The sequence below is a fragment of the Phenylobacterium sp. LjRoot219 genome, from assembly GCF_964252995.1.
Taxonomy (GTDB): domain Bacteria; phylum Pseudomonadota; class Alphaproteobacteria; order Caulobacterales; family Caulobacteraceae; genus Phenylobacterium.
Genome location: NZ_CAXUQI020000001.1, coordinates 1,111,352 through 1,136,314 on the forward strand (window position 1 = coordinate 1,111,352; position 24,963 = coordinate 1,136,314).

Here is a 24,963-nt window from a genome sequence, read left to right on the forward strand (position 1 = left end):
ACCGCCTGCGACCCAGTGACTTCACCGCTTGCGGCCGGCCGAGCTTGATGGCCCGCGCTGGTGCGCCGTGCGATGATTTCCTGATCCGAATCATCGTTCAAACCGGCGCCTGGCCGGCTGGGCGCAGGGTAGCCGCAAGATGCCAGACACCGTCTTTCTCGACGCGATCCAGAAGATCACCGCCGGACCGTTTTCGCTGCGCGAGCTGATCGAGGCGGCGATGGCGTTGAATGCTTCGGGCCAGACGCAGCTGTCACGCCAGCTCTACAAGCTGTGGATCCGGCTGAACCCGACCGAACCGCAGGTGCATGTGGCGCAGTTCAATTGCGCCGTGCTGGAAAGCGACGCCGGCGATCTGGCCGCGGCCGCGGACCTGCTGAAGGCCGCGATCGCCGCCAATCCGGATTTTTTCCCGGCCTACATCAACCTAGGCGGCGTGCTGGAGCGGGGCGGGGCCGCGCACCAGGGCATCGAAACCTGGAAGACGATGCTCGGCCGGGTGGAGTCGGTCACCGGCAACGCCGTGGAGATGAAGACCACGGCGCTGAAGCAGATCGGCCGGGTGTTCTCCGATCACCACCAGCCGGGGATGGCCGAGCTGGCGCTGCGCGAGGCGCTCGAGCTGATCCCGGAGCAGCGCGACGTCATCGAGCAGTATGTGGCTCTGCGGATGGGCCAATGCGAATGGCCGATCATGGCCCCGTCGGACCGGGTCGCGCGCCGCACCCTGATGATGGGGATCAGCCCGCTGTCGGTCTCGGCCTACGCCGACGATCCGATCCTCCACCTCGGCACCTCGGTGCGCTTCGTCGAACAGGCTGTGCCCGATCCCGAGGTGAACGCGTTCGACCGCCGCGACGCGGCCATCGACCTGACCGGCCGGCGGATGCGGATCGGCTATGTCTCCTCGGACCTGCGCGACCACGCCATCGGCTATCTCATGGCCGAGCTGTTCGAGGTGCACGACCGCGCCCAGGTCGAGGTGTTCGCCTACTATTGCGGCAAGGCCGACGAGGGCGCGCTGAACGCCCGCATCAAGGCCGCCGTCGAGCACTGGGTCGACATCCGCGAGATCAGCGATGACGCCGCCGCCGAGCGGATCGCCGCCGACGGCATCGACATCCTGGTAGACGTCAACGGCCACACCCGCGACGGCCGCAGCAACCTGTTCGCGCGCCGGCCGGCGCCGATCCTGGTCAACTGGCTGGGTTATCCCGGGACGATGGGGACGCCCTACCACCACTACGTCATCGCCGACGACTGGATCATCCCCGAGGGCTTCGAGCACTACTACAGCGAGGCGGTGCGCCGGCTGCCCTGCTACCAGCCGAACGACCGCAAGCGGCTGGTCGCGCCGCACCGGCCGACCCGCGCCGAGGTCGGCCTGCCCGAGGAGGGCTTCGTCTTCTGCAGCTTCAACGGCGTGCAGAAGCTGACGCGCCACGTTTACGACCGCTGGCTGGAGATCCTGCGCGCCGTGCCGAACAGCGTGCTGTGGCTGCTCGATCCGGGCGCGGAGACCGTCCAGCGCCTGGCCGACTACGCCGAGCAGCGCGGGGTCGAGCGCCACCGCCTGGTGGTCGCGCCGAAGATCGCCAATCCGATGCATCTGGCGCGCTATCCGCTGGCCGACCTGTTCCTCGACAGCTTCCCCTATGGCGCGCACACCACCGCCTCGGACGCGCTGTGGATGGGCGTGCCGATCCTGACCATGTCCGGCCGCAGCTTCGCCTCGCGGGTGTGCGGCAGCCTGGTGCGCGCCGCGGGCTTGCCGGAACTGATCTGCGACGCCCCCCAGGCCTTCGTGGCCCGGGCGATCGAGCTGGCCAACGCGCCGGCCGAGGTCGCGGCGCTGAAGGCCAAGCTGGAGATGAACCGCGCCACCTGCGACCTGTTCGACATGGACAAGCTCGCCGCCAGCCTGGAGGCGATCTACGCCGGCATGTGCGCCGACTATCTGCAGGGTGAATTGCCGACCCCGGATCTCGCCAACCTGGCCGTCTATCTGCGCGCCGCGATCGAGTACGATCACGACGCCCAGGAGATGCTGGCGCTGGCCCCGGACTACGACGACTTCTATCGCGCCAAGCTCGCTGAGCGCGACCGCATGCGGCCGCTGCAGCCGGACGACCGGCTGTGGAGATCCGTTCCCGAAACTGAATCCGCGCCGGCGCGTCGCCGCCGGACCGCCGCAGGCTGAGGCCCTTCGCCATGAAACGTATTCTTGTCACCGGCGGCGCCGGCTTCATCGGCTCGCACCTATGCGAGCGCCTGCTGGACCAGGGCCATGAAGTGCTCTGCGTCGACAACTTCTACACCGGCGCCCGGCGCAACGTGACGCGGTTGCTCGACAACACCAACTTCGAGCTGCTGCGCCACGACGTGACCTTCCCGCTCTTCGTGGAGGTCGACGAGATCTACAACCTGGCCTGCCCGGCCTCGCCGATCCACTACCAGTACGATCCGGTGCAGACGACCAAGACCTCGGTGCACGGGGCGATCAACATGCTGGGCCTGGCGAAGCGGCGGAAGGCGAAGATCTTCCAGGCCTCGACCAGCGAGGTCTACGGCGACCCGACGGTTCATCCGCAGCCGGAGGAATACTGGGGCAACGTCAATCCGATCGGCTTCCGCTCCTGCTACGACGAGGGCAAGCGCTGCGCCGAGACCCTGTTCTTCGACTATCACCGGCAGCACAAGCTGCGGATCAAGGTCGCGCGGATCTTCAACACCTACGGCCCGCGGATGCACCCGAACGACGGCCGCGTGGTGTCGAACTTCATCGTCCAGGCGCTGAAGGGCGAGGCGATCACCCTCTATGGCGAGGGCCAGCAGACCCGTTCGTTCTGCTACGTCGACGACCTGGTGGAGGGCTTCCTGCGCCTGATGGATGCGCCGGACGAGGTCACCGGCCCGATCAACCTCGGCAACCCCGGCGAGTTCACCATCCGCGCGCTGGCGGAGAAGGTGGTCGAGCTGACCGGCACGGGCTCGAAGATCGAGTACCGGCCGCTGCCGCAGGACGATCCGCAGCAGCGCCAGCCGGACATCACCAAGGCCCGGGCGATCCTCGGCTGGGAGCCGACGGTGCAACTGGAAGAGGGCCTGCGCCGGACCATCGCCTACTTCGACGAGCTGCTGACCCGCGGCGACGCCTAGGCGTCCGGAGAACATCGTTCACCTAGCGCTTGCCGGGCGTTCCCCGCAGGCGCAACCTCCGCGTACAAGGCAACGGGGAGGGTGATTCTTTGCGTATCATCGTTATGGCGGCAGGCTTGGCGGCCTGTCTGGGCCTTTCGGCCTGCGAACAGTCCAAGAGCGAGGCCACTGAGGTCGCTGCGCCGGCGCCGCGGAAGTCGCTGTCGCGACAGGCGACGCTCTATGCTGGCCAGGAGCAGATCCTGCAGGTGGACAGCGCCACCGTCGAACCCGGCAACACTGAGACCAGCCTGACCCTGAAGGCGTCCGGCAAGACCGAGGCCGCGGGCTATTACCAGCTGTCGTTCCTGCCGCGGGTCAACGCCGCGGCGCCGCCGGACGGCATCTATGATGTCGACGTCATCGGCTACAAACCGCAAGGCGCGGTCGCCCCGGCGGTCACCCCGGTCGAGGTGAAGGGCGAATGGGGCAACGCCCCGAAGGCTCGGCTGAAGGGCGTCCGCTTCATCACCAAGACCAACGAAGTGGTGGCGATGCTGCCGGCGGGCTAACCGCCAAAACACCGCTCACCCCGGCGCAGGCCGGGGCCCAGATGGCGGGCGCTGATTGGGCGCGAGATGCGCGGAGTCGAGCCATCGGCTCCGCGGCTGGATCTGGGTCCCGGCCTTCGCCGGGATGAGCGGTTTCCCTACCGCGCCCTCAATGCGCCGTCGGCGGGCCCCAGCTCTTGGCGGCGAGCGGCTGGACGCCCGGGCCGGGCGGGGTCTTCGCCGCGCCGCCGGCGCCGGCGGGCTCGAGGGCCGCGGCCATGGCGTCGTCGACCGTCTCCAACCAGATGAACTCCAGATTCCGGCGGGTCTCCTCGGGGATGTCCTCGAAGTCGCGGCGATTGCGGGCCGGCAGCATCACCCGGGCGATCCCGGCGGCCTCGGCGGCCAGCACCTTCTCCTTCACCCCGCCGATCGGCAGCACCAGGCCGCGCAGGCTGATCTCGCCGGTCATCGCCGTGTCGCTGCGCACGTTGCGGCCGGTGAGCAGAGAGACCAGGGCGGTGAACATCGCCACCCCAGCGGAGGGGCCGTCCTTCGGCGTCGCGCCGGCCGGCACGTGGACGTGGATGTCGTTCTTCTCGAAGATGTCGGCCGGCAGCCCGAGCGCCTCGGCGCGGCTCTTCAGCAGGCTGAGCGCCGCCTGGGCGCTCTCGCGCATCACGTCGCCCAGCTGGCCGGTGAGGATCAGTTGGCCGCGGCCGGCGGTGCGGGTGGCCTCGATGAACAGGATGTCGCCGCCGACCGGGGTCCAGGCGAGGCCGGTGGCGACCCCCGGCACGCTGGTGCGCATGGCCAGCTCGTTCTCGAACCGGGCCGGGCCGAGGATCTCGGTCACCTCCGGCGGGCCGATGCGGATCAGGCCGGTCTCGCCGGCGGCGACCCGCACCGCGGCGCTGCGCAGCAGTCGACCGATCTCGCGCTCCAGCGTCCGCACGCCGGCTTCCCGGGTGTAGTCGGCGATCACCCGGACGATCGCGGCGTCCTCGATCTCCACCTGGGCGGTGGTCAGCCCGTTGGCCTCGATCTGCCGACGGACCAGATAGCGCTTGGCGATTTCCAGCTTTTCGCGCGCCGTGTAGCCGGCGAGCGGGATGATCTCCATCCGGTCGCGCAGCGGGCCGGGGATGCCGTCGAACATATTGGCGGTGGCGATGAACACCACCCGGCTGAGGTCGAACGGCACCGCGAGGTAGTTGTCCTCGAAGGTCGAGTTCTGCTCGGGGTCGAGCACCTCCAGCATCGCCGCGGACGGGTCGCCGTGGATGCCCGCGCCCATCTTGTCGATCTCGTCGAGCATCATCACGCAGTCGCGCGAGCCGGCGCGGCGGATCGCCTGGATGATGTCGCCGGGCAGGGCGCCGACGTAGGTGCGCCGATGGCCGCGGATCTCGGCCTCGTCATGCACCCCGCCCAGACTGACACGGACGAACTTGCGCTGCATGGCGCGGGCGATCGACTGGCCGAGCGACGTCTTGCCGACGCCCGGCGGGCCGATGAAGCACAGGATCGGCGCCTTGCCGTCGGGGGCCAGCTTGCGCACCGCCAGATACTCGACGATCCGCTGCTTGATCTTGTCGAGGCCGTAGTGGTCGGCGTCGAGGATCCGCCGCGCCTCCTCGACGTCGATCGGCGGCGGCTCCGGCAACTTCCAGGGCAGCTCGGTCAGCCACTCCAGATAGGTGCGGATCATGCCGTATTCGGCGCTGGCGTCGGGGGTGCGCTCCAGCCGGCGCAGCTCCTTGCGGGCCTGGGCGTCGACCGCCTCCGGCATACCGGCCGCGTCGATCGCCGCCTTCAGCTCGGCCAGCTCGGAGTTCGGCTGGTCCTCGCCGAGTTCGCGCTGGATCGCGGCCATCTGCTCGCGCAGCACCGCCTGGCGCTGGCGCTCGTCGAAGGCGGCGCGGGTGCGCTGGTTGATCTGCTGGGTGAGCCGGAGCACCTCGAGGCGGTGGGCCATCAGGCGCGCGACCTTGTCCAGCCGCTGGATCAGGTCGAGCGTCTCGAGGATGTCCTGCTTCTCCTCCAGCTTCAGGTCCATGTGCGCGGCGGCGAGGTCGGCCAGGGCGGTCGGCGAGGTCACCGCCTCGACGGCGTCACGCAGCGGCGGCGGCGCGTTGGGCAGCAGCGACAACGCCTCCAGCGCGCGCTGCTTCAGGCTCAGGAAGCGGGCTTCGATCTCTGAGCCCTGGGCGACCGGCTCGGCCAGGTGCAGGCCGCGGGCGACCAGGAACGGCCAACCGGGCAGGAACTCGGTGATGTGGAAACGCTGGACCCCCTGGCAGATCATGTGGTGGCCGCCGTCGGGCGCGGTCACGTAGCGCAGCAGGTTGGCCACCACCCCCATGCGGTGCATCTCGGCCGGGCCGGGGTCCTCGGTCCCAACATCCCGCTGCAGCACCACGGCGAACTGCCGCTGCGCGCGCACCGCCTGCTGGGCTGCGGCGACCGCGGCGCGGCCGGTGAGCGCGACCGGCAGCACGATCTCCGGGAACAGCACCGCGTCGCGCACGGGGATGATGATCACCGCGTCGGCCGGCAGCGGCGGCATGGCCAGGGCGTCGCCTGCAGGGCCAGGGCCGGGCGCGGCGGCGAGCGGATCGAACGCGATAGGCTCGGGGGCGGCCTCGGGGGCCTTCGGCTGTTCCGACATGATTCGCCTCCGCTCAGCGGGCCTTGCGCAGCCTGACCAGCAGGCAACCGTTTGCGGCGAGCCGGCGCACGTCGTCGTAGCGGCCGGCAGGGAGGGGGATGTGGCGCTCGAAGCAGCCCTGCGGCAGCTCCAGCCGGTGGATGACGGCGATCTCCAGCTCCGGCGGCAGCACGCGCCGGCCGGACAGGATCAGCACGCCGTCGTCGATCACCGCCTCGACCGCGTCCGGATCGACCCCGGGCAGGGCGGCCACGATCAGCAGTTCATGGTCGGTCTCCAGCACGTCGACCGGCGGCTCCCAGCAGGTTCGCGTGGGCTCCTGGCCGTTCGGCCGGAACATCTGGCGGTGCAACTGCTCGGTCTGGGAGATCATCTGCACGGCATCGGCCCACATCCAGGCCACCGGATCGTCACGGCGCATCGGTTCGGCTCCTCGCACGTTGGGCGTAACGAGCGGAGCGCGGGCGTGGGTTCCCAGGCGACCGCGAGTAAGCGTGTTCGCCAGGAGCGGCGCGGCCGCCTTTCAGCTGATCGAGGGCGGCTTTCGGTGTGAGCGGCTGCATTCCGGGCGAGATTCAGCACACAGATCAACTGTCACGGATCTGTCATACGGCCTCGGCATAAGCCTCGCTGAAACCGGAAGGTGAGATCCATCATGAAATCCGCCGTTACGACGACGCTCGCCCTCGCCGCCAGCGCCCTGCTGCTGTTCGGCTGCGGCAAATCCCAGGATCAGGCGCAGAAGGCCGGCGCGCCGCCCGCCGGCGGGACCGTGATCTCCGGCGCCGGCGCGACCTTCCCGGCGCCGATCTACGCGCGCTGGGCCGAGGCCTATAAGGCCGAGAGCGGCCAGGTCCTGAACTATCAGGCGATCGGCTCGGGCGGCGGCGTCAAGCAGATCAACGCGCGCACCGTCGACTTCGGCGCCACCGACAAGCCGCTGAAGCCCGAGGATCTCGACAAGGCCGGCCTGCACCAGTTCCCGACGGTGATCGGCGGCGTGGTGCCGGTGGTGAACCTGCCGGGCGTGCAGCCGGGCCAGCTGAAGTTGACCGGCGCCCTGCTGGCCGACATCTACCTCGGCACGGTCAAGAAGTGGAACGACCCGCAGATCGTCCAGGCCAATGCCGGCCTGCAGCTGCCTAACCTGCCGATCACTGTCGTGCACCGTTCCGACGGCTCCGGCACCAGCTTCCTCTACACCACCTACCTCGCGGGCCAGAGCCCGGCCTGGGCGCAGAAGGTCGGCGCCAGCGACGCGGTCGAATGGCCGACCGGCATCGGCGGCAAGGGCAACGACGGCGTCGCCGCCTTCGTCAGGCAGACGGCCGGCGCGATCGGCTATGTCGAGTACGCCTACGCCAGCCAGAACGGCCTGGGCTACGCCGGCCTGAAGAACCGCGACGGGGCCTTCGTCAACCCGACCGCCGAGTCCTTCGCCGCGGCGGCCGCAGGCGCCGACTGGGCCAAGGCGCCGGGCAACTATCTGGTGCTGATCGACCAGCCGGGCGCGGGCGCCTGGCCGATCACCGGGGCGACCTTCATCCTGCTGCACAAGCAGCAGGCCGACGCCGCCAAGGGCCGCGCCGTGCTGTCCTTCTTCGACTGGGCCTACAAGAACGGCGACGAGGCCGCGGCGAAGCTGCACTACGTGCCGCTGCCGGCCGCGGTGAAGGACATGATGCGCAAGCAGTGGTCCGAGCAGATCAAGGGGACCGACGGCAAGCCGGTGTTCCCCGGCGCCTGATCCGATAGCCCTTTCGGCGACGACAAGGCCTCTCCCGCCCCGCGGGGGAGGCCTTTCTGCATCTTCCTAACGCCCCCTGCGCTCGCCCCACTCGGCCTCAGTTCAGATAGCGGCCGCCGTTGACGCTCAGGGTGTGGCCGGTGACGTACCGGGCCGCGTCCGAGGCGAGGTAGGCGACCGCCGCGGCGATGTCCTCCGGCTGGCCTGGCCGCTTCATCGGCATGGTGGCGGCGTAGTCTTCGATGTCGACCGGCGACTCCCGCAGCATCGGGGTGTCGATGAAGCCGGGCGGCACATTGTTCACGGTGATGCCGTGGGCGGCGTATTCCATCGCCAGCGCCTTGGACATGCCGATCAACCCGCCCTTGGAGGCGACGTAGTGCGCCATGTGGGTCGCGCCGGTCTGGGTCGACGACGAGGAGATGTTGACGATCCGGCCCCAGTTTGCGGCCAGCATGTCGGGGATGAGCGCCTGGGTGCACAGGAACGGCCCGGTCAGGTTGATGCGCAGCATCCGCTCCCAATGATCCAGGCTGATGGTCTGGAAGTCGTCGAAGCCGGTGATGCCGGCGTTGTTGACCAGGATGGTGACCGGCCCCAGCGCCTTGCGGGTGCGCTCGGCGTTGGCGCTGACGTCGAGGGGGGCCGAGGCGTCGCCGGGGCAGGCGAGCGCCTTGCCGCCCGCCTTCTCGATCATTGCTACGGTCTCCTCCGCCTCCTCGTGCCGCAGGTCCCAAACCGCCACGGCGGCGCCGTCCTTCGCCAGTTGCAGGGCGATCGCGCGGCCGATCCCCCGTCCGCCGCCGGTCACCACCGCGACTTTGCCGTTCAGAGACATCACTTCCTCCACCTGCCTTGGCCAGCGCAGGGTCGCGCCCGCCGGGTTCGTCCCCCTGTCGTTCGCGTATCGTTGTTTTGGGATCCCGGTCGCGCCGGCGACCGCCGCTGTCAATCGGCATTTTCCGACGCCCCGGCTGTACGCCGCGCGGCTTCCGGGCTGACAGGGAAATTGAACCGCCGTCGCCTTGACGCCCTGGACCCCGGCGCCCACGGTGGCGGCCGTGACCGTCGAGCCTCGCCACAGAGCGCAGCCGACCGGGCGCGGGAGGACCAGGGAAGACCATGCACGAGAGAATCTCTATCGGCGGCATCTGCTTCCCGGGCGAGAGCGCGCGCGAGGTGACGGCGCACCTGCGTGAGCTTGCGCCGCATCGGACCAGCCTGGTCAGCCCGATGCTGTTCAGCGAAGGCCTGCCGGCGCTGCGCGAGCTGGTGCAGGCCGGCGACTGGACGCTCGAATACCTGATGCATCCCTTCCTGGCGCCGCGACAGCTGTCGCAGAAGGACGCCTGGGGCGAGGCGCGCGCGCAGCTCGACCAGGTGATCCAGGCGGCCGCGGCGCTGGGCGCAGGGTCGATCTACATGGTCACCGGCGGCCGGGGCGGCCTCACCTGGGAAGACGCGGCCGCGGCCTTCAGCGAGGCGATCGCGCCGTGCGTCGCCCGCGCCGGCGACGCCGGGGTGCGGCTGATGATCGAGCCGGCCTCCACGGTCTTCGCCGACATCCATATCGCCCACTCGCTGCGCGACACGGTGCAGCTGGCGGAGATGGCCGGCATCGGTGTCTGCCTCGACGTCTTCACCTGCTGGACCGAGGCCGGGCTGCAGCAGTCGATCGCGCGCGCCATGCCGCGCTGCCATCTGATCCAGGTCGCCGACTATGTGCTCGGCGACCGGGCTTCGCCGTGCCGCGCCGTGCCGGGCGACGGCGCCATTCCGCTGGAGCGGATCCTCGGCTGGGCGCTCGACGCCGGCTACGCCGGGGCCTTCGACCTGGAGCTCCTGGGGCCCCGGATCGACCAGGAGGGCCGGGCGGCGGCGTGCCGGCGGACGGCCGACTGGCTCGGCGATTTTCTTAGCGCCCGCGGGGCGTGACGTAAGGCGCGCGCGGCCTGCCTGCAGGCCGGACGGATACAAGGAGAGCTCTTCGATGGCCTTTCGCGACAGCCCCGACGACCAGGCCCTGAGCGACGCCTGGAAGACCTTCTGCGAGCGGCTGCAGGCCGCCGGCGAGCAGGTGTTCAAGGACTACAATCCGGCGACGCCGCTGCACCGCGCCGACGCTTTCCGCTTCCTGACCCAGAACCTCGGCCAGGCTTTCGACCTGTCGCTCGAGAGCAAGAACACGCGGTTTCCGGAGCTGCACCATTTCGCCGGCCCGCACCGCAAGCTGGGCGGCGACGCCGCCGACTTCGCCTATCAGCAGGCCTGGATCGACGGCCAGTCGGTCTACAAGATCACCGGCAACCGCGGCACCTGCCGGTTCCTGAACATCACCGTCCAGGGCCCGCGGCCGGAGAAGATGCCGGGGACCGAGATCCGCAGCTTGCACGAGCCGTTCGGCGACATCCCCGAGGCCAACCTGTTCGGCCACCAGCTGGAGTGCGGCTGGGACGGCTCGTTCGAGCTCTACATCGGCGGGCCCAAGCGCGGGCCGAACTGGCTGCCGACCACGCCGGGCTCGCGCAAGCTGTTCCTGCGCCAGGGCTTCGACCGCTGGGACGAACGGCCAGCGACCATGCGCATCGAGCGGGTCGACATGGCCGAGCCGCGGCCGGCCGCGACGCCGGCGGACCTGGTGCAGGCGATGGACTGGGCCGGGAGCTTCCTCACCGGCGTGATGGGCGACTGGCCGGACCACCCGTACATCTCCGGCGGGGCCGACCCGGTGAACCTCAACGCCTTCCCGCCGGAGCCGCCCGGCGACGCCGCCTCCGACAAGAAGCGCGGCCGGATGGCGGTCAACATGTGCTGGGCGCTGAAGCCCGACGAGGCGCTGATTGTCGAGTTCAACAGCCATGACGGCTTCTGGATGGCGGCGATGATGGGGGTGTTCTTCAACAGCCTCGATTATCTCTACCGGCCGGTGAGCTACACGCCGGCCCGCACCAAGGTCGACAGTGACGGCAAGGTCCGGCTGATCATCGCCCACGACGACCCCGGCTATCACAACTGGCTCGACACCCAGGGCTTCGAGCGCGGCAACCTGACCTACCGCAACCTGCTGAGCCAGAACGTCACCCCGTTCGCGTCGCTGCTGGTGAAGCGCGCCGACCTGGCCAGCGCCCTGCCGGCCGACAGCGCCAAGGTCACGCCCGAGGAGCGGGTGGCCCAGTTGCACGCGCGGTTCAACGGCGTGCGCCAGCGCTACGGGCTGGGGATGTAGCGCGCGGGCCGAATGCCCCCTCAGTCAGCTTCGCTGACAGCTTCCCCGCGCGCGGGGGAGCAGCGTGCGCTCGCTCCTCCCCTGCGAAGCGGGGGTGGATCGCGCCGCAGGCGCGAGACGGAGGGGGCGTTTAGCCCTTCGCCGCCCCCTCCACCGCCGCCAGGAATGGCGTCGCCGCATCGCGGATCACCTCGAACGCCGGGTGGTCAGGCCCGAGCGTCTCGCCCAGCAGCCGCACGTCCTTGGCCAGCAGCATCGCCGGGTGGGCGAAGTTCGCCAGCTGGGTCATCCGCGCATAGATCTGGAGCCCGTAGCTCCGGCCGCTGCTTTCCTTCAGCAGCTCGATCAGCGCGGTGCGGTCGACGCCCATCGCCACGCCGCCGGCGACGGCGTTGTGCACCAGGCCGAGGTTGGCGGTCAGCAGGGCGTTGTTGACCAGCTTGGCCTTCTGGCCGGCTCCGACCTCGCCCAGCAGCACGATCAGCTTGCCGAAGCTCTCGAACACCGGCCGGGCGGCCTCGAACGCCGCGGGATCGCCGCCGACCATGACGGTGAGCTCGCCGAGCTCGGCGACCGGCGTGCCGCCGCTGACCGGCGCGTCGATCAGCCGGATGCCGCGCGCCGCCGCCTGCCGTTCCAGCGCCCGGCAGGTCTCCGGGTGGATGGTCGAGTGGATGGCGATCAGCGCGCCCGGGCGCATGGCCGGGATCAGCTGGGCGCAGACCTCGCGCACGTCGTTGTCGTCGACCACGCAGACGCCGACGTGGTCGACCGCCGCGCCGAGCTCGGCGATCGTCTCGGCGAAGCTGGCGGCGGTGCCGCGGTAGCGGTCGAGCGTCTGGGCGCGCCGCGCCCACAGGGTCACGGGGAAGCCGGCGTCGATCATCCGCTGGGCCATGGGCGCGCCCTGGCTGCCCATGCCGATGAAGCCGCATTTCAGGGTGGGGTTGGCCACGGTCTTTGTCCTTGTGGTGTCGAGGAAAAACGCCCCTCAGTCCGCTGCGCGGACAGCTCCCCCGCTAAAGCGGTGGAGCATCTTGCGCCCAGATCCTCCACCGCGAAGCGGGGGAGGTGGAGCGGCGCGACAGCGCCGAGACGGAGGGGGCGTTCGGTGTTTGCGTTAGAGCGACTTCACCGTCCGGCCGCCGTCGATCACCAGGATGTCGCCGGTGTGGAACTTCGAGGCGTCAGAGGCGAGGTAGGCGGCGGGCCCCTCGATGTCGTCCGGATAGCCCGGCCGGCCGAGCGGGGTGATCTTCGAGAAGTGCTCGATCATGCCGGCGACCTGGGTCGAGCCCTCAGTCATCTCGCTCATGATGAAGCCCGGCGCGAGCATGTTGGCGCGGACCTTGTACTGGCCCATCTCGACCGCCAGGCCCTTGACCATCGCCGCCAGCGCGCCCTTGGCCCCGGCGTAGTGCTCCATGCCCTGGATGCCGTGGAAGATCGACAGGCTGCCGCAGACCACCAGCGAGCCGCCGGGATCGCCGGCCTGGGCCCGGGCGCGCATGTGCCGGGTGGCCTCGCGCAGGGTGTAGAAGGCCCCGTGCAGGTTCACGTTGAGCAGCGCGTGGTACATCTCGCTGGTCATGTCCGGGAAGGACGGCGCCCGCGAGGTGAAGCCGGCGTTGGCGAACACGCAGTCGACCCGGCCCAGCGCCTTCAGCGTCGAGGCGAACGCCGCCTCGACCGCCGCCTCGTCGGCGACGTCGACCGCCTCGTGGTGGGTGCGCCCGGCGCCGGCGGCCTTCAGCTGCTCAAGCGCCTCGACGTTGCGGTCGGCGCGGCGGCCCCAGATCACCACGTCGGCGCCCTGCTTGGCGCAGCCCATCAGGAAGCCCAGGCCGATGCCGCTGTTGGCGCCGGCGGCCAGCACTACGCGGCCGGTGAGATCGAAGAGGTTACGCGACATGGATCAGGCCTCCTGGCCGGTGGCGACCGGGTGGGCCCGGAGATAGTCGGAGAAGTAGGGCTCGAGGTCCTTCTTGCTGAAACCCCAGTCGGCCAGCGAGTAGCTGTGCTTGCCGAGCTTGTTCTGCGGATTGTCCTGCAGCCACTGGCGCATGCCGGTCTCGGTCGCGTCGGTCCATTCGTCGCCGAGCCAGCGGTAGACCTTGCGCATCTGCGCCAGCGGGTCGGCCAGCATGTCGTCGTAGTAGAGGTTGTAGATGTCGTCCGGCCGCTCCTTGGCGACTTCCAGCGGGCGGGCGACATGCAGCGCCATCTGCAGCGGGAAGCGCTGGCGCATGTACTCGCGGCCTTCGTCCTTCTCGAAGATCGGCCGCGAGCCGCCGCGCATGTTGATGGACGAGGCGAAGGTCGCGTACGGGTCGCGGTGGGCCCAGATCACCTTCGCGTCGGGGAAGGTCTTGAACAGCTGGCGGATGAACAGCGAGTCCGACGGCATCTTCAGCATCCAGCGCCCCGGGTTGGTGCTCTGCAGGATCTGCAGCACGCGCTTCCGATGGGCGAAGGCGGTCTCCATGTCGGTGAACAGGATCCAGTCGTGATAGGTCGGCGCGGTGGTGATCACCGCCAGCATCAGCGAGCGGAAGTCCTGCGCCACCAGGTGGACGCATTCGGTCGGCCCGTCGCCCGGCTCCCAGTGCGCCGCGGCCGTCTTCGGGTTCGCCTTCAGCATCATTTCGTCCTTGGCAACCTCGGCCAGGCAGCGCGGATCGGACTTCAGCGCGCCCGGCGCGGCCGGCGGGGCGACGTTGTAGGCCTCCCAGCGCAGCATCGAGCGGTTCGCCGGGTCGGTGTCGAGCAGGTAGCTGGCGACGGTGGTGCCGGTGCGCGGCATGCCGAGGATGAACACCGGCCGCTTCACCTCGACCTCCGTCACGGCGGGATTCCGCCGGATGTAGTCGTCGACCGCCATCCGCGTCGCCAGCGCCTCGACGTAGCGGTTCTTGACGATCCCCCAGCCACGCTCGGTCAGCCGGTCGGCCTTGGCGTGGTCCTTCAGCAGGATCTGCAGGCCCTCCTGCCAGGAATCGATGTCGGGCAGGGGCAGGCCGCCGGTCTTCGCGCGGGCGGCGTCGACGACGTCGTCAAAGGTCAAAGCCATCGTGAATCCAAAACTGGGGGCGTCTCGCCCGAGTGACAGGGAAGTGCGGAAGGCGAGGTCGGCTCAGTCGAAGGTCAGCACGACCTTGGCCGCATGGTCCGCGTCGTTGGCGACCTCGAAGGCGTTGAGGAAGTCGCTGAAGGGGAAGCGGTGGGTGATCATCGCCTCGGGATCGACGACCTTGGCCGCCAGCTCCTCCATCACCTCCGGGAACTCGGTCGGATAGCCGGAGGCGCCGATGACGCTGATCTCCTTGCTCATCAGCTTGGTGCCGTCGAAGGTCACCGGGTGGCGCTGCATGGCCACGGTGATGATCCGGCTGCGCTTCATGCAGAAGTCGGCGATCTGCGACAGCAGGCCGGGCGCGCCGCTGACTTCGAAGTAGATGTCGGTCTTCGGGTACTCGACGCCCCAGATCGTCCCCGCGCCGCGCAGCTCCCGGAGGATCTCGGCCGGCGGATTTTCGCGCGGGTCGAAGGCGGCCTTGGCGCCCAGCGCCAGGGCGCGCTCGCGGCGCAGCGGCGACAGGTCGAAGGCGACGATGTCCTCGATCCCCTTCATGCGCAGGGCGACGACGATGCCGAGGCCGATCGGCCCGACGCCGAAGATCGCCACGCTCTCGCCGGGCTTCGGGTCGGCGCGGTTGACCGCGTGCGCCGCGACCGACAGCGGCTCGACCAGGGCGGCGTGCTCGAGGCTGACGTTGTCCGGCACCCGGCAAAGCGCCTGGGTCTGGTTGTCGATGTCGCGCAGCACGACGTAGTCGGCGAAGCCGCCGCACTCGCCGCCGCGGCCCATGTCGGCGGGGCTGTTGTTGGAGTTGTAGGCGACGCGGTCGCCGAGCTTGAAGCTCTTCACCTCGGGGCCGACCTCGATCACCTCGCCGGCGTACTCGTGGCCCAGCGCCATCGGCGCCTCGAACCGCGGGCCCATGTTGCGGAAGTGCAGGTCGGTGCCGCAGATCCCGGCCGCCGCCACCTTGATCACCAGGTCGCCCGGGCCGGCCGTCGGCCGTTGCGCATCGTCGAGCCGCAGGTCGCCGGGACCGTGGAGCACCGCCACCTTCATCGTCATCTCCCTGGGTCCCGGCGCTGCGGCCGTGGCCCGTCGTTGGAACTGGCGCGAATGATGAGCGTCGATGTCCGCCGCCGCAAAGCCGTTGGCGGGCCATATGGCCGAATCCGGGCCGCTTAGACCCTGCCGGAGGCTGCAGGCCGGCCGTGGTCGGTTGCGCCCGCCGCGGCGCTTCCGGAAGCTGCCGGAGACGGAGGAGACCTGCGATGACTACGGATACGAGCCTGTCGCCCAAGGGGCTGAAGGTGGCGGAGATGGTGCAATCCGGCGAAGGCCAGACCGCGCCGATCGAGCGGGCGCCCGGCGTCTGGGAGAGCCGCGGCGTCGGCAACAGCTACCTGCTGACCACCCCGGCCGGCGACGTGCTGGTCAACGCCGGCACGCTCGGCGACGCGCGGCGCGGGCGCGAGCGGTTCGCCCAGGTTTCGCAGATGCCGGTCCGCTACATCGTGCTGACCCAGAGCCACGCCAACCAGTACGGCGGGCTGGAGGTCTACAAGACGCCGGACAATGTGATCATCGCCCACAAGACCTATCCCGAGGACCGGGTCTATTCGGAGGCGCTCAGCGCACATTACCGGCGCGGCTCGCGACGGATCTTCGGCGGCATCACCGGCCGGACCGAGGACATCGTGCCGACGCAGGAGGTCGCCCCCGACTTGCTGATCGGCGACGAGGGCTACGCCTTCGAACTCGGGGGCCGGCGGTTCGAGATCATCCACACGCCCGGCGGCGAGACCCGTTCGGCGGTGATCGTCTGGCTGCCGGACGAGAAGATCGCCGTCGTCGGCAATCTGTTCGGCCCGCTGTTCGGCAACCAGCCGAACCTCAACACCCTGCGCGGCGACAAGCCCCGCTGGGCGCTGCAGTTCATCGACTCGATCAAGACGCTGCGCGCCCTGAAGCCTGAGCAGGTGCTGACCGGCCACGAGGACATCCGCGGGGCCGAGCACATCCAGCGCGAGACCACCCGGATCATCGACTCGGTGCAGTGGGTGCACGACCGCACCGTCGAGGGGATGAACGCCGGCAAGGACCTGCGCGCCCTGATGGCCGAGGTCGTGCCGCCGCCGGAGCTCACGCTCACCGAGGAGTACGGCAAGGTGGCCTGGAACGTGCGGGCGATCTGGCACGAGTACACCGGCTGGCAGGACCCGGCGCGGGGGATCACCGACCTCTACGGGGTTCCGGCCTCGAGCGTGGCGCCGGCGATCGCCGAGCTGGCCGGCGGGGCGGACAAGCTGGCCGAACGGGCCCGCGGCTTCGTCGCCGCGGGCAAGCCGCTGGAGGCGCTGCACCTGCTGGACATCGCGCTGGTCGCCGAGCCGGGCTCCAAGCCCGCCCGCGAGGTGAAGCGCGCGGCGCTGGAGCTGCTCAATCAGCAGACCGGCGGCACGAACCTCTGGGAGCGGATGTCGATCGCCGCGGAGCTCCGCGAGCTGGAGGGGTAAACAACCCCGTCATCCCGGACGGCCTGAAAGGCCGATCCGGGACCCAGGGCCGTGCACGCCGCCCCTGGGTCCCGGCTCTCCGCTGCGCTCCGGCCGGGATGACGAAGGAAAAGCAGGCGAGCGCTCAACTCAGCTTGGCGATGACTTCTTCGTTGAAGCGCTGGGCCTGTTCGATCCACTCGGCGCGGGTGTCGACGTGGAAGTTGGTGGCGCCGGTGGTGACGCCGAGCTCGGTGTACTTGCCGACCCGGTCGAGGAACTCCTGGGCGCTGAGCTTCTCGCCAGGCTGGGTGACGCTGGCCAGCACGATCTCCGGCGGCGTGGCCCGGCCGACCTTCTCGCAGTGCTCGTGCAGGTAGGCGAGGCTGTCCGCCAGGTCCATTTCGTCGGTCATCGCCTTGGTGCGGCTGGTCGCCGACAGCTGGGCCGGGGTGAAGAAGGGGTTCCAGCCGTCGGCCATCTCGACCGCGCGGCGGATCGCCCGCTTGGAGTTGCCGCCGATGTAGATCGGCGGATGCGGGTTCTGCACCGGCCGCGGCAGGATTCGGTTGCCGAGCGCCTCGTAGGTCGAGCCCTTGAAGGTGAACTCGTCCTTGGTCCAGGCCTCCTTCATGGCGAGGATGTACTCGTCCATGACGTCGTTGCGGTTGTCGAAGTCGGCGCCGAGCGCCTTGTACTCGCCCTTCAGGTAGCCAGCGCCGACGCTCAGCGTCACCCGGCCGCCGGAGAAGACGTCCAGGGTCGAGATCGAACGGGCGGTGATGAACGGGTTGCGGTAGGGCAGCACCAGGATGCCGGTCTGCAGCCGGATGCGGCTGGTGTGCGCCGCGATCAGCGACAGCATCACGAACGGGTCCTGGGCGTAGTGGCCGCCGGCGTCCAGCCAGCGGCCGGTCGGGCAGGGGTGATCGGTTACCAGGGCGGCGTGGAAGCCCGTCTGGTCGAGGACCTTGCCGATCTCGGCGACCGCCTCGGGCCGCACAAACTCCTCATACGCATCGAGCCTGTCGAACGGCATGGTGACGTTGATCTTCACGGCGCTTCCCTCGGTTTTCTCTGTCTGTCTTGTGGCGATGATGGTGTGGCGGCGGGGCTAGTCGATCTCGCTCAGCACCCAGCGGCCGGTCTTGCTGCGCACCCAGCCGCCCGAGGCCCAGGTGCCGCCGTCGACCGGCAGGATGGTCCCGGTCACGTAGCTGCCCATCGGCGAGCAGAGGAACAGCGCGGCCTGGCCGCATTCGCTGTCGACGCCGCCCCGCTGCAGCGGGATGCGTCGGGCCATGCCGGCCTGCTGCGTCTCGCTGACCGGGAACCAGGTCGACGGATCGACCGGGCCGTTGCGGTCGTTGCCGCGCAGGCCGGGCGTCTCGGTGAAGTCCGGAGCGATGCAGTTCACCCGGATGCCGTGGTCGGACAGCTCCACCGCCATGGTGCGGGTGAAGTTGTTCATCGCCGCCTTGCAGGCCGAATAGACCGCCGCATACGGAGCCGCTCGCGAGCCCTCGATGCTGGAGACGTTGAGGATCGCCCCGCCGCGGCCGCCCTTGATCATGATCGGCGCGGCCGCCGAGGTCGCCGCCAGCATGCTGACGAAGTTCAGGTCGATGTGCTTGCGCCAGGACTTTTCGTTCTGGTCAAGGAAGGGGCGCAGCGCGGTGCCGCCGGCGTTGTTGACCAGGATGTCGAGCCGGCCGAACTCGCTCTCGGCGCGGGCGACCAGCGCCTCCACCTGGGCGGTGTCCATGACGTCGGTCGGCACGCCGACGGCGCGGCGGCCCAGTTCCTGGATGCGGGCGACGGTCTCCTCGCAGCGGGCCGGCACGATGTCGCCGATCACCACGTCGGCGCCGGCGCCCGCCAGGGCGAGCGCGATGGCGCGGCCCAGGCCGCCGCCGCCGCCGGTGACCACGGCCACCTGGTCCTTGAGCAGAAGGTCGTTCGGGTTCACGTCCTGGGGTTCCTCGCGCAGTGGGCTTGCCGCGCGAGCAAGGCCGGTGCGGAGCTTCTGGCGGCGCCGCGGGGGCGACTATGTCGGCCCGCCCCCGAGGGGGTCAACGCCGCCTGCCCGTCATCGCAGCGGCGATGACAGGGCTGTCGGAAGGGCGGCGAGGTCGGCCGGGTCGTCGACGTCGAGGCCGAGCGTCTCGGAGCGCACCGTCTGAAGCTTCAGGCCCAGCCGCACGGCCTCGGCGGCGTGGCGCGCGAAGCTGTCGGGCCCGTACTGGAAGTGGAAGTCCCGCGCCTGCGGCAGCGGCAGCGAGAGCGCATTGGTGCCCAGCCCCTTGCGGTCCGGGGCGACGCCGAGCTCGCCGGCGTCGAGGCTGGCCAGCGCGGCGAGATCCTCGGCGGCCAGCCGCGGCAGGTCGCCGGCCAGCACCACCAGCCGGGTGACGCCGGCGGCTGCGGCGGCCGTCAGGGCCGCGGCCAGCGCCGGGTTCAGCCCCTGGCCGGGATCGGCCAGCAACTGCACTTCCGCCGGCAGGCCGTGGCGCGATGGACCGATCAGCCGCACCGCGTCGACGGCCGGCTCGGCGCCGGCGACCTCGACCACATGGCGCAGCATCCCGGCCACCAGCTCGCGCCGCGCCGCCTCGCCCAGCGCCGGGCGCAGCCGCGTCTTGCAGGCCTCAGGCGCCTTGATGGGGATCACGACCCAGCACGTCATGGCGGCGGCGAGACCATCTTTTCGCAGGGGGAACAAGGGGATTCCCAGGCTGTCATCCCGGTTTCGCGGAGCGAAGACCGGGACCCAAGAACACGGCAGCTGGGATTGGAAGAAGCGGCGCCGCTGCGTGCGGTCCGGGAGCCTTCGTGTTCTTGGGTCCCGGACAAGCCGCTGGCGCGGCTTTCCGGGATGACATGTCAGGTTCGGGCTTGCCTCAGCCGATCGGCGGGGCGGTCTTCAGGCCGGTGAAGCGCACGCCGGCACCGTCGGCCTGATAGGTCTTGTTGAAGAAAATCAGGATCGAGGTCAGCGCCTCGGCCGCGGCGGAGTTGGCGAGGCTGCCGGCCGCCAGGCCGCGCATGCCGATGTCGCCGACCAGCGAGACCACCTGGCCACGCGCCTCGACGTCGTCGCTGAACACCAGCACGTCGCAGTCGACGGCCTCGTCGGTCGCCAGCTTGTGGGCGGCGACGTTGTGGAAGGCCGAAACCAGCCGCGCCTCGGGGCCGAGGTGCTCGCGGGCTTCGAGCGCGGCCGAGCCGGCGGCGGGCAGTTGCACGCGCATCACCTTAGGCGGGACCAGCGGCACCGTGGTGTCGACGACGATCGCCTGGCCGACCGAGTCCTTGATGTCCTTCAGGGTGTTGGCCTGGGCCGAGTAGGGGACGGTGACGATCACGAAGTCGCAGTTCTTCGCGACCTCGGGATTCACGCCGTGGCCGACGTCAGCGCCCAGCGCGGCGGCGGCGTCCGCAGCGGCTTCCGCCCGGCGCGAGCCGATCAGGACCTGATGGCCGGCCTTCACCAAGCGTTTGGCGATGGCGTTGCCCAGATCCCCGGTGCCGCCCACGACTGCGATCTTGGCCATTCCTGTGTTCCCCTCGGTGACGTTTCGTTCGTAGTAGCGATGTTTGTCGGGCTATGCCCCTATCGGACCGCGGGCAAGGTTGCAAAGCCCCGGCGCTTCCGTCAGCCTCTCGCAACTTCACGCGGCCGCACCGGGATGGGCGGCCGGCGACGCTTTCAACGACCAGCATGCGGCCGCGCCGGGATGGGCGGCCCGACCGGACGCACATCGTGGCCGCGCAACGCCCTTCCGCTCAATCTTCGTATTCGCATCCTGACGCCGCATGAGTGAAGCATCAGGGATTGCGGGCGTGCGCAGGGCTGCGGCGCCATTGAGCGTCCTGCCGCTCGAGGGCCTGCCGCTGTTCTCAGCCGGTATGAGCGTGGCGCGCGAGGCGCTGGCCGCGGCGGCGCGGCAGGGGATCGCGCTGTCGGCCGGCGACGTGCTGGTCGTGGCGCAGAAGATCGTCTCCAAGAGCGGAGGCCGTGCGGTGCGGCTGAGCGACGTGGCCGCCGGTCCGCAGGCGGAGGCCATGGCCGCCGAGACCGGCCGGCCGGCGCCGTTGATGCAGCTGATGCTGGACGAGAGCGAGGCGGTGGTGCGCACCACGCCGGCGGTGGTGATCGCTCGCCACCGCACCGGCCACGTCGCCGCCAACGCCGGCATCGACGCCTCGAACGTCGAAGGCGGCGCCGACGACGCGGTGCTGCTCTGGCCGGTCGACCCGGACGATAGCGCCCGGGCGATACGTGCCGAGCTCAAGCAACTGAGCGGGGTCGCGCCGGCGGTGGTGATCGCCGACAGCCTGGGCCGCGCCTGGCGGCTGGGCACGATCGGCACGGCGATCGGCGTCGCCGGCCTGGCGGTCGTCGACGACCGGCGCGGCGAGGCCGACCTGTTCGGCCGAACCCTGCAGGCCACGCTGGTGGCGATCGCCGACAGCCTGGCGGCCGCCGCGGTGCTGGTGATGGGCGAGGGGGCCGAAGGCGTGCCGGCGGTGATCGTCCGCGGCGCGGAGCGCTTCGTCAGCGCGGCCGACGGGCCGGGGGCGGCTGCGGTGCTGCGCCCGACGAAAGAGGATCTGTTCCGGTGAGCCAGCACGTTCTTGCGCTTTGCGGCGGGGTGGGCGGCGCCAAGCTGGCGGCCGGCCTGGCCGCCGTGCTGCCGCCCGAGCGGCTGACCATCGTCATCAACACCGGCGATGACTTCGAGCACGTCGGCCTGTCGGTGTCGCCGGACATCGACACCGTCGTCTACACCCTGTCCGGCCTGGCCGACGAGGTGCGCGGCTGGGGCGTCGCCGACGAAAGCTGGCAGGCGATCGAGCAGCTCGGCCGGCTGGGCGAGCCCGACTGGTTCCGGCTCGGCGACCGCGACCTGGCCATGCATATCGCCCGCACCCGCCGGCTGCGCGCAGGCGAGACGCTGTCCGAGATCACCGCCGACCTGGCCAAACGCCTCGGCATCGGCCCCGCGCTGGTCCCGATGAGCGACGATCCGGTGCGCACCAAGGTCGAGACCGAGGACGGCCTGCTGGATTTCCAACGCTATTTCGTCGCTGAGCAGTGCCACCCGGTGGCCCGGGCGATCGGCTTCGCCGGCGCGCGCGAGGCGCGGCCCTCGCCGGGGTTCGCCGCCGCGCTGGCGCGCAAGGACCTGGGCGCGGTGATCGTCTGCCCGTCCAACCCCTACCTCAGCATCGACCCGCTGCTGTCGCTGCCGGGCGTGCGCCAGCAGCTCGCCGAACTCCACGTCCCGCGCGTGGCGGTCTCGCCGATCGTCGGCGGCCAGGCGATCAAGGGTCCGACGGCCAAGCTGATGACCGAACTGGGCGCCAGCGTCGACGTGGTCGGCGTCGCGCGCCACTATCAGGGCCTGATCGACAAGCTGATCGTCGACGAGGCGGACCGCGCGGAAGCCCCGCGGGTCGAGGCCCTGGGAATTGCGGTCGACGCCGCGCCCGCCATCATGCGGTCGCAAGCTGATCGCATCGCTTTGGCGAAAGCGACCCTCGCGGCCGCTGGCGTCGCCGTCGAACCATAAGAAAAGTACCGAGGAGGCGAGCGTGACCATGAGCCTGGACGACCAACTCAAGCGCCGTCTGCTGGCCGCCCCGACCAAGAGCCTGCTGGCCGAGGCGCGCGCGCGCCGCGACGCCCGCGGCCCGGCGCGCACGACCTATTCGCGCAAGGTCTTCATCCCGCTCACCCAGCTGTGCGCCGACGTCTGCCACTACTGCACCTTCGCCAAGGCGCCGCGCGAGCTGGCCAAGCCCTACCTTTCGCCGGACGAGGTCCTGGAGATCGCCCGCAAGGGCGCGGCCCTGGGCTGCAAGGAGGCGCTGTTCACCCTCGGCGACGCGCCCGAGCGCCGCTATCCGGCCGCCCGCGCGGCGCTGGCCGAGCTCGGCTTCGAACGCACCGTCGACTACCTCGAGCACGTCGCCGCCCGGGTGCTGGCCGAAACCGGCCTCCTGCCGCACATCAACGCCGGCGTGCTGACGCTGGAGGATCACCAGCGCCTGCGCGCGGTCTCGGCCTCGACCGGGCTGATGCTGGAGAGCGCCTCGGAGCGGCTCTGCGAGCGCGGCGGCCCGCACTTCGGCTCGCCGGACAAGCAGCCGGCGGTGCGCATCGCCTCGTTGGCGGCGGCCGGCGAAGCCAAGGTGGCGACCACCAGCGGCATCCTGATCGGCATCGGCGAGACCGAGGAGGAGCGGATCGACGCCCTGCTCGTGCTGCGCGATCTGCATCGCCAGCACGGCCACCTGCAGGAAGTGATCGTCCAGAACTTCCGGGCCAAGAGCGACACCAAGATGGCGTTGGCCGAGGAGCCGTCCGACGCGGCGCTCTATCGGGCGATCGCCTGGGCGCGGATCATCCTCGACGACGAGGTCTCGGTGCAGGCGCCGCCGAACCTCAACGACAGCCGGTTGGAGGCGCTGCTCGACGCCGGCATCGATGACTGGGGCGGGATCTCGCCGCTGACCATCGATCATGTGAACCCGGAAGCGCCCTGGCCGCAGATCGAGGCGCTGGCCGAAGTCTGCGCCGAGGCCGGCCGGCCGCTGGTCGAGCGGCTGACCGTCTATCCGCGCTACCTGCATGCGCGCGAGCACTGGCTCGACGCGAAGCTGCGCACGCCGGCGCTGAAGCTCAGCGACACCGAAGGCCTGGCGCGCGACGGCGCCTGGTGTCCGGGGTCGCCGGCCCATGCGCCGGGCACGGCGAAGCTGCCGCTCGGCGCGCCGGCGATTGGGCCGGGCAGCGCGCTCGACAAGGTGCTGGACAAGGCCGCGGCGGGTCGCGAGCTCAGCGAAGCCGAGATCGTCAGCCTGTTCTCCGCCCGCGGCGCCCACGCCGCGGCGGTGGTGCGGGCGGCCGACGCGCTGCGCTTCGCGACGAAGGGCGACGTCGTCACCTACGTCGTCAACCGCAACATCAACTACACCAACATCTGCACCTACAGCTGCGGCTTCTGCGCCTTCTCGAAGACCTCGACCAAGGCCGGCACCCGCGACAAGCCCTACGTCCTGGCGGACGAGGAGGTGGCCCTGCGCGCGGTCGAGGCGGTCGCCAACGGCGCGACCGAGGTCTGCCTGCAGGGCGGCATCCACCCGAGCTACACCGGCGAGACCTACCTCGGCATCCTCAAGGCGGTGAAGGCGGCGGTCCCGGACCTGCACGTCCACGCCTTCTCGCCGCTGGAGGTCAGCTCCGGGGCGCAGACCCTGGGCATGAGCCTGCGCGACTACCTCATGCGGCTGAAGGACGCCGGCCTCGGCTCGCTGCCCGGCACCGCCGCCGAGATCCTCGACGACGAGGTCCGCGGCCACATCTGCCCGGACAAGCTGAACACCGCCGAGTGGCTGGAGGTGGTGCGCACCGCCCACGAAGTCGGCCTGCCGACCACCTCGACCATCATGTTCGGCCACCTCGACCGGCCGGAGCACTGGGCGCGGCACATCCTGGCGATCCGTCGCCTGCAGCTGGACACCGGCGGCTTCACCGAGTTCGTGCCGCTGCCGTTCGTGCACATGCAGTCGCCGCTCTACCTGAAGGGCAAGGCCCGGCGCGGGCCGACCTGGCGCGAGTCGGTGCTGATGCACGCGGTCGGCCGGATCGCGCTGCACGGGGCGATCGACTCCATCCAGTGCTCCTGGGTGAAGCTCGGCCTCGAAGGCGCGGCCGCCTGCCTGGCGGCCGGCTGCAACGACCTCGGCGGGGTGCTGATGAACGAGAGCATCAGCCGCGCCGCGGGCGCCGAGCACGGCCAGGAAGTCAGCGTCGCCGAGCTGCAAGAGGCCGCGGAGTCCGCCGGCCGCACGTTGCGCCGGCGCTCGACGCTCTACCGTCTGTTCGACGAGCCTGCGGCCCCGGCGCGGCAGTTGGCTTAGGTAAAATTTCGCCGTCATCCCGGCCGGAGCGCAGCGCAGAGCCGGGACCCAGGGGCGGTGCGCACGGCCCGTGGGTCCCGGATCGGCCTTGCAGGCCGTCCGGGATGACGACTGAGATTTGCGAGGG

Annotated in this window: 20 protein-coding genes and 2 pseudogenes; 10 read left to right on the forward strand and 12 right to left on the reverse strand. The window is 70.4% G+C overall.

Annotated features, from left to right (window positions below):
• Positions 1–139: 139 nt before the first annotated feature.
• The 3 genes from ACSQ14_RS05450 (at position 140) to ACSQ14_RS05460 (ending at position 3,710) form a co-directional block, all read left to right on the forward strand.
• Positions 140–2,200 (forward strand): O-linked N-acetylglucosamine transferase family protein, encoded by a 2,061-nt coding sequence (locus ACSQ14_RS05450; protein WP_436010514.1) that lies wholly within the window; start codon positions 140–142, stop codon positions 2,198–2,200.
• 11 nt (positions 2,201–2,211) lie between these two features.
• Positions 2,212–3,159, forward strand: a complete 948-nt coding sequence (locus ACSQ14_RS05455) for a UDP-glucuronic acid decarboxylase family protein (RefSeq protein ID WP_436010516.1) — start codon at positions 2,212–2,214, stop codon at positions 3,157–3,159.
• Between the two features lie 89 nt (positions 3,160–3,248).
• The gene (locus ACSQ14_RS05460; protein WP_436010518.1) at positions 3,249–3,710 is read left to right on the forward strand and encodes a hypothetical protein; all 462 of its coding nucleotides are present in this window, start codon (positions 3,249–3,251) and stop codon (positions 3,708–3,710) included.
• A gap of 148 nt (positions 3,711–3,858) precedes the next feature.
• On the opposite strand, the gene lon is transcribed toward ACSQ14_RS05460, so the two are convergent.
• Positions 3,859–6,360, reverse strand: a complete 2,502-nt coding sequence (gene lon / locus ACSQ14_RS05465) for an endopeptidase La (RefSeq protein ID WP_436010520.1) — start codon at positions 6,358–6,360, stop codon at positions 3,859–3,861.
• A gap of 13 nt (positions 6,361–6,373) precedes the next feature.
• On the reverse strand, positions 6,374–6,781 hold the full coding sequence (locus tag ACSQ14_RS05470) for an Hsp20/alpha crystallin family protein (protein ID WP_436010522.1): 408 nt from the start codon (positions 6,779–6,781) through the stop codon (positions 6,374–6,376).
• Between the two features lie 234 nt (positions 6,782–7,015).
• On the opposite strand from ACSQ14_RS05470, the gene pstS reads away from it, so the two are divergent.
• Complete coding sequence (gene pstS / locus ACSQ14_RS05475; protein WP_436010524.1) at positions 7,016–8,107, forward strand: phosphate ABC transporter substrate-binding protein PstS; 1,092 nt, start codon at positions 7,016–7,018, stop codon at positions 8,105–8,107.
• A 97-nt stretch (positions 8,108–8,204) separates the two neighbouring features.
• Here pstS and ACSQ14_RS05480 read toward each other — a convergent pair whose 3' ends face one another.
• Positions 8,205–8,945: an SDR family NAD(P)-dependent oxidoreductase gene (locus tag ACSQ14_RS05480; protein ID WP_436010526.1), complete on the reverse strand. Its 741-nt coding sequence runs from the start codon at positions 8,943–8,945 to the stop codon at positions 8,205–8,207.
• 284 nt (positions 8,946–9,229) lie between these two features.
• Between ACSQ14_RS05480 and ACSQ14_RS05485 the strand changes: the two genes are divergently transcribed.
• Positions 9,230–10,042: a sugar phosphate isomerase/epimerase family protein gene (locus ACSQ14_RS05485; RefSeq protein WP_436010528.1), complete on the forward strand. Its 813-nt coding sequence runs from the start codon at positions 9,230–9,232 to the stop codon at positions 10,040–10,042.
• A 55-nt stretch (positions 10,043–10,097) separates the two neighbouring features.
• Positions 10,098–11,333 (forward strand): DUF1214 domain-containing protein, encoded by a 1,236-nt coding sequence (locus tag ACSQ14_RS05490; protein WP_436010530.1) that lies wholly within the window; start codon positions 10,098–10,100, stop codon positions 11,331–11,333.
• Positions 11,334–11,463: 130 nt separating this feature from the next.
• Here the strand turns inward: ACSQ14_RS05490 and ACSQ14_RS05495 are convergent, their stop codons facing one another.
• The 4 genes from ACSQ14_RS05495 to ACSQ14_RS05510 all read right to left on the reverse strand — a co-directional run bounded on the left by ACSQ14_RS05495 (position 11,464) and on the right by ACSQ14_RS05510 (position 15,477).
• A complete protein-coding gene (locus tag ACSQ14_RS05495) occupies positions 11,464–12,288 on the reverse strand; it encodes an NAD(P)-dependent oxidoreductase (RefSeq protein ID WP_436010532.1) in 825 nt (274 codons plus the stop codon).
• Positions 12,289–12,453: 165 nt separating this feature from the next.
• Positions 12,454–13,245: an SDR family NAD(P)-dependent oxidoreductase gene (locus tag ACSQ14_RS05500; RefSeq protein WP_436010534.1), complete on the reverse strand. Its 792-nt coding sequence runs from the start codon at positions 13,243–13,245 to the stop codon at positions 12,454–12,456.
• Positions 13,246–13,248: 3 nt separating this feature from the next.
• On the reverse strand, positions 13,249–14,403 hold the full coding sequence (locus ACSQ14_RS05505) for a sulfotransferase family protein (RefSeq protein WP_436010536.1): 1,155 nt from the start codon (positions 14,401–14,403) through the stop codon (positions 13,249–13,251).
• Positions 14,404–14,466: 63 nt separating this feature from the next.
• Positions 14,467–15,477, reverse strand: coding sequence for a zinc-dependent alcohol dehydrogenase (locus tag ACSQ14_RS05510; protein ID WP_436010538.1), 1,011 nt, complete (start codon positions 15,475–15,477; stop codon positions 14,467–14,469).
• A gap of 254 nt (positions 15,478–15,731) precedes the next feature.
• Between ACSQ14_RS05510 and ACSQ14_RS05515 the strand changes: the two genes are divergently transcribed.
• Positions 15,732–16,928, forward strand: a complete 1,197-nt coding sequence (locus ACSQ14_RS05515) for an alkyl sulfatase dimerization domain-containing protein (protein WP_436015367.1) — start codon at positions 15,732–15,734, stop codon at positions 16,926–16,928.
• On the opposite strand, the pseudogene ACSQ14_RS05520 reads toward ACSQ14_RS05515, so the two are convergent.
• From ACSQ14_RS05520 to npdG, 5 genes and pseudogenes are all read right to left on the reverse strand, one after another.
• Positions 16,925–17,029: pseudogene (locus ACSQ14_RS05520) on the reverse strand (hypothetical protein); the annotation flags it as partial. The gene ACSQ14_RS05515 and the pseudogene ACSQ14_RS05520 sit on opposite strands and share 4 nt — an antisense overlap.
• A gap of 23 nt (positions 17,030–17,052) precedes the next feature.
• Positions 17,053–17,964, reverse strand: coding sequence for an LLM class F420-dependent oxidoreductase (locus ACSQ14_RS05525; protein WP_436010540.1), 912 nt, complete (start codon positions 17,962–17,964; stop codon positions 17,053–17,055).
• 57 nt (positions 17,965–18,021) lie between these two features.
• Positions 18,022–18,876, reverse strand: a complete 855-nt coding sequence (locus ACSQ14_RS05530) for an SDR family NAD(P)-dependent oxidoreductase (RefSeq protein ID WP_436010542.1) — start codon at positions 18,874–18,876, stop codon at positions 18,022–18,024.
• A gap of 120 nt (positions 18,877–18,996) precedes the next feature.
• Positions 18,997–19,593: a 2-phospho-L-lactate guanylyltransferase gene (gene cofC, locus ACSQ14_RS05535; protein WP_436010544.1), complete on the reverse strand. Its 597-nt coding sequence runs from the start codon at positions 19,591–19,593 to the stop codon at positions 18,997–18,999.
• Between the two features lie 214 nt (positions 19,594–19,807).
• A pseudogene (gene npdG, locus ACSQ14_RS05540) lies at positions 19,808–20,479 on the reverse strand (NADPH-dependent F420 reductase); the annotation flags it as partial.
• A gap of 271 nt (positions 20,480–20,750) precedes the next feature.
• Here npdG and cofE point away from each other — a divergent pair.
• The 3 genes from cofE to cofH are packed head-to-tail and all read left to right on the forward strand — an operon-like array spanning position 20,751 to position 24,836.
• Positions 20,751–21,533, forward strand: a complete 783-nt coding sequence (gene cofE, locus ACSQ14_RS05545; protein WP_436010546.1) for a coenzyme F420-0:L-glutamate ligase — start codon at positions 20,751–20,753, stop codon at positions 21,531–21,533.
• Positions 21,530–22,483 (forward strand): 2-phospho-L-lactate transferase, encoded by a 954-nt coding sequence (cofD, locus tag ACSQ14_RS05550; protein ID WP_436010548.1) that lies wholly within the window; start codon positions 21,530–21,532, stop codon positions 22,481–22,483. The genes cofE and cofD overlap by 4 nt, the downstream gene beginning before the upstream one ends.
• 28 nt (positions 22,484–22,511) lie before the next feature.
• A complete protein-coding gene (cofH, locus tag ACSQ14_RS05555; protein ID WP_436015369.1) occupies positions 22,512–24,836 on the forward strand; it encodes a 5-amino-6-(D-ribitylamino)uracil--L-tyrosine 4-hydroxyphenyl transferase CofH in 2,325 nt (774 codons plus the stop codon).
• The last annotated feature ends 127 nt before the right edge of the window (positions 24,837–24,963 follow it).

Coding starts and splice junctions, on each gene's coding strand:
- ACSQ14_RS05450 (WP_436010514.1), top strand. CDS start 140: ATGCCAGACACCGTCTTTCTCGACGCGATCCAGAAGATCACCGCCGGA.
- ACSQ14_RS05455 (WP_436010516.1), top strand. CDS start 2,212: ATGAAACGTATTCTTGTCACCGGCGGCGCCGGCTTCATCGGCTCGCAC.
- lon (WP_436010520.1), bottom strand. CDS start 6,360: ATGTCGGAACAGCCGAAGGCCCCCGAGGCCGCCCCCGAGCCTATCGCG.
- ACSQ14_RS05470 (WP_436010522.1), bottom strand. CDS start 6,781: ATGCGCCGTGACGATCCGGTGGCCTGGATGTGGGCCGATGCCGTGCAG.
- pstS (WP_436010524.1), top strand. CDS start 7,016: ATGAAATCCGCCGTTACGACGACGCTCGCCCTCGCCGCCAGCGCCCTG.
- ACSQ14_RS05480 (WP_436010526.1), bottom strand. CDS start 8,945: ATGTCTCTGAACGGCAAAGTCGCGGTGGTGACCGGCGGCGGACGGGGG.
- ACSQ14_RS05485 (WP_436010528.1), top strand. CDS start 9,230: ATGCACGAGAGAATCTCTATCGGCGGCATCTGCTTCCCGGGCGAGAGC.
- ACSQ14_RS05490 (WP_436010530.1), top strand. CDS start 10,098: ATGGCCTTTCGCGACAGCCCCGACGACCAGGCCCTGAGCGACGCCTGG.
- ACSQ14_RS05500 (WP_436010534.1), bottom strand. CDS start 13,245: ATGTCGCGTAACCTCTTCGATCTCACCGGCCGCGTAGTGCTGGCCGCC.
- ACSQ14_RS05505 (WP_436010536.1), bottom strand. CDS start 14,403: ATGGCTTTGACCTTTGACGACGTCGTCGACGCCGCCCGCGCGAAGACC.
- ACSQ14_RS05510 (WP_436010538.1), bottom strand. CDS start 15,477: ATGACGATGAAGGTGGCGGTGCTCCACGGTCCCGGCGACCTGCGGCTC.
- ACSQ14_RS05515 (WP_436015367.1), top strand. CDS start 15,732: ATGGTGCAATCCGGCGAAGGCCAGACCGCGCCGATCGAGCGGGCGCCC.
- cofC (WP_436010544.1), bottom strand. CDS start 19,593: ATGACGTGCTGGGTCGTGATCCCCATCAAGGCGCCTGAGGCCTGCAAG.
- cofH (WP_436015369.1), top strand. CDS start 22,512: ATGAGCCTGGACGACCAACTCAAGCGCCGTCTGCTGGCCGCCCCGACC.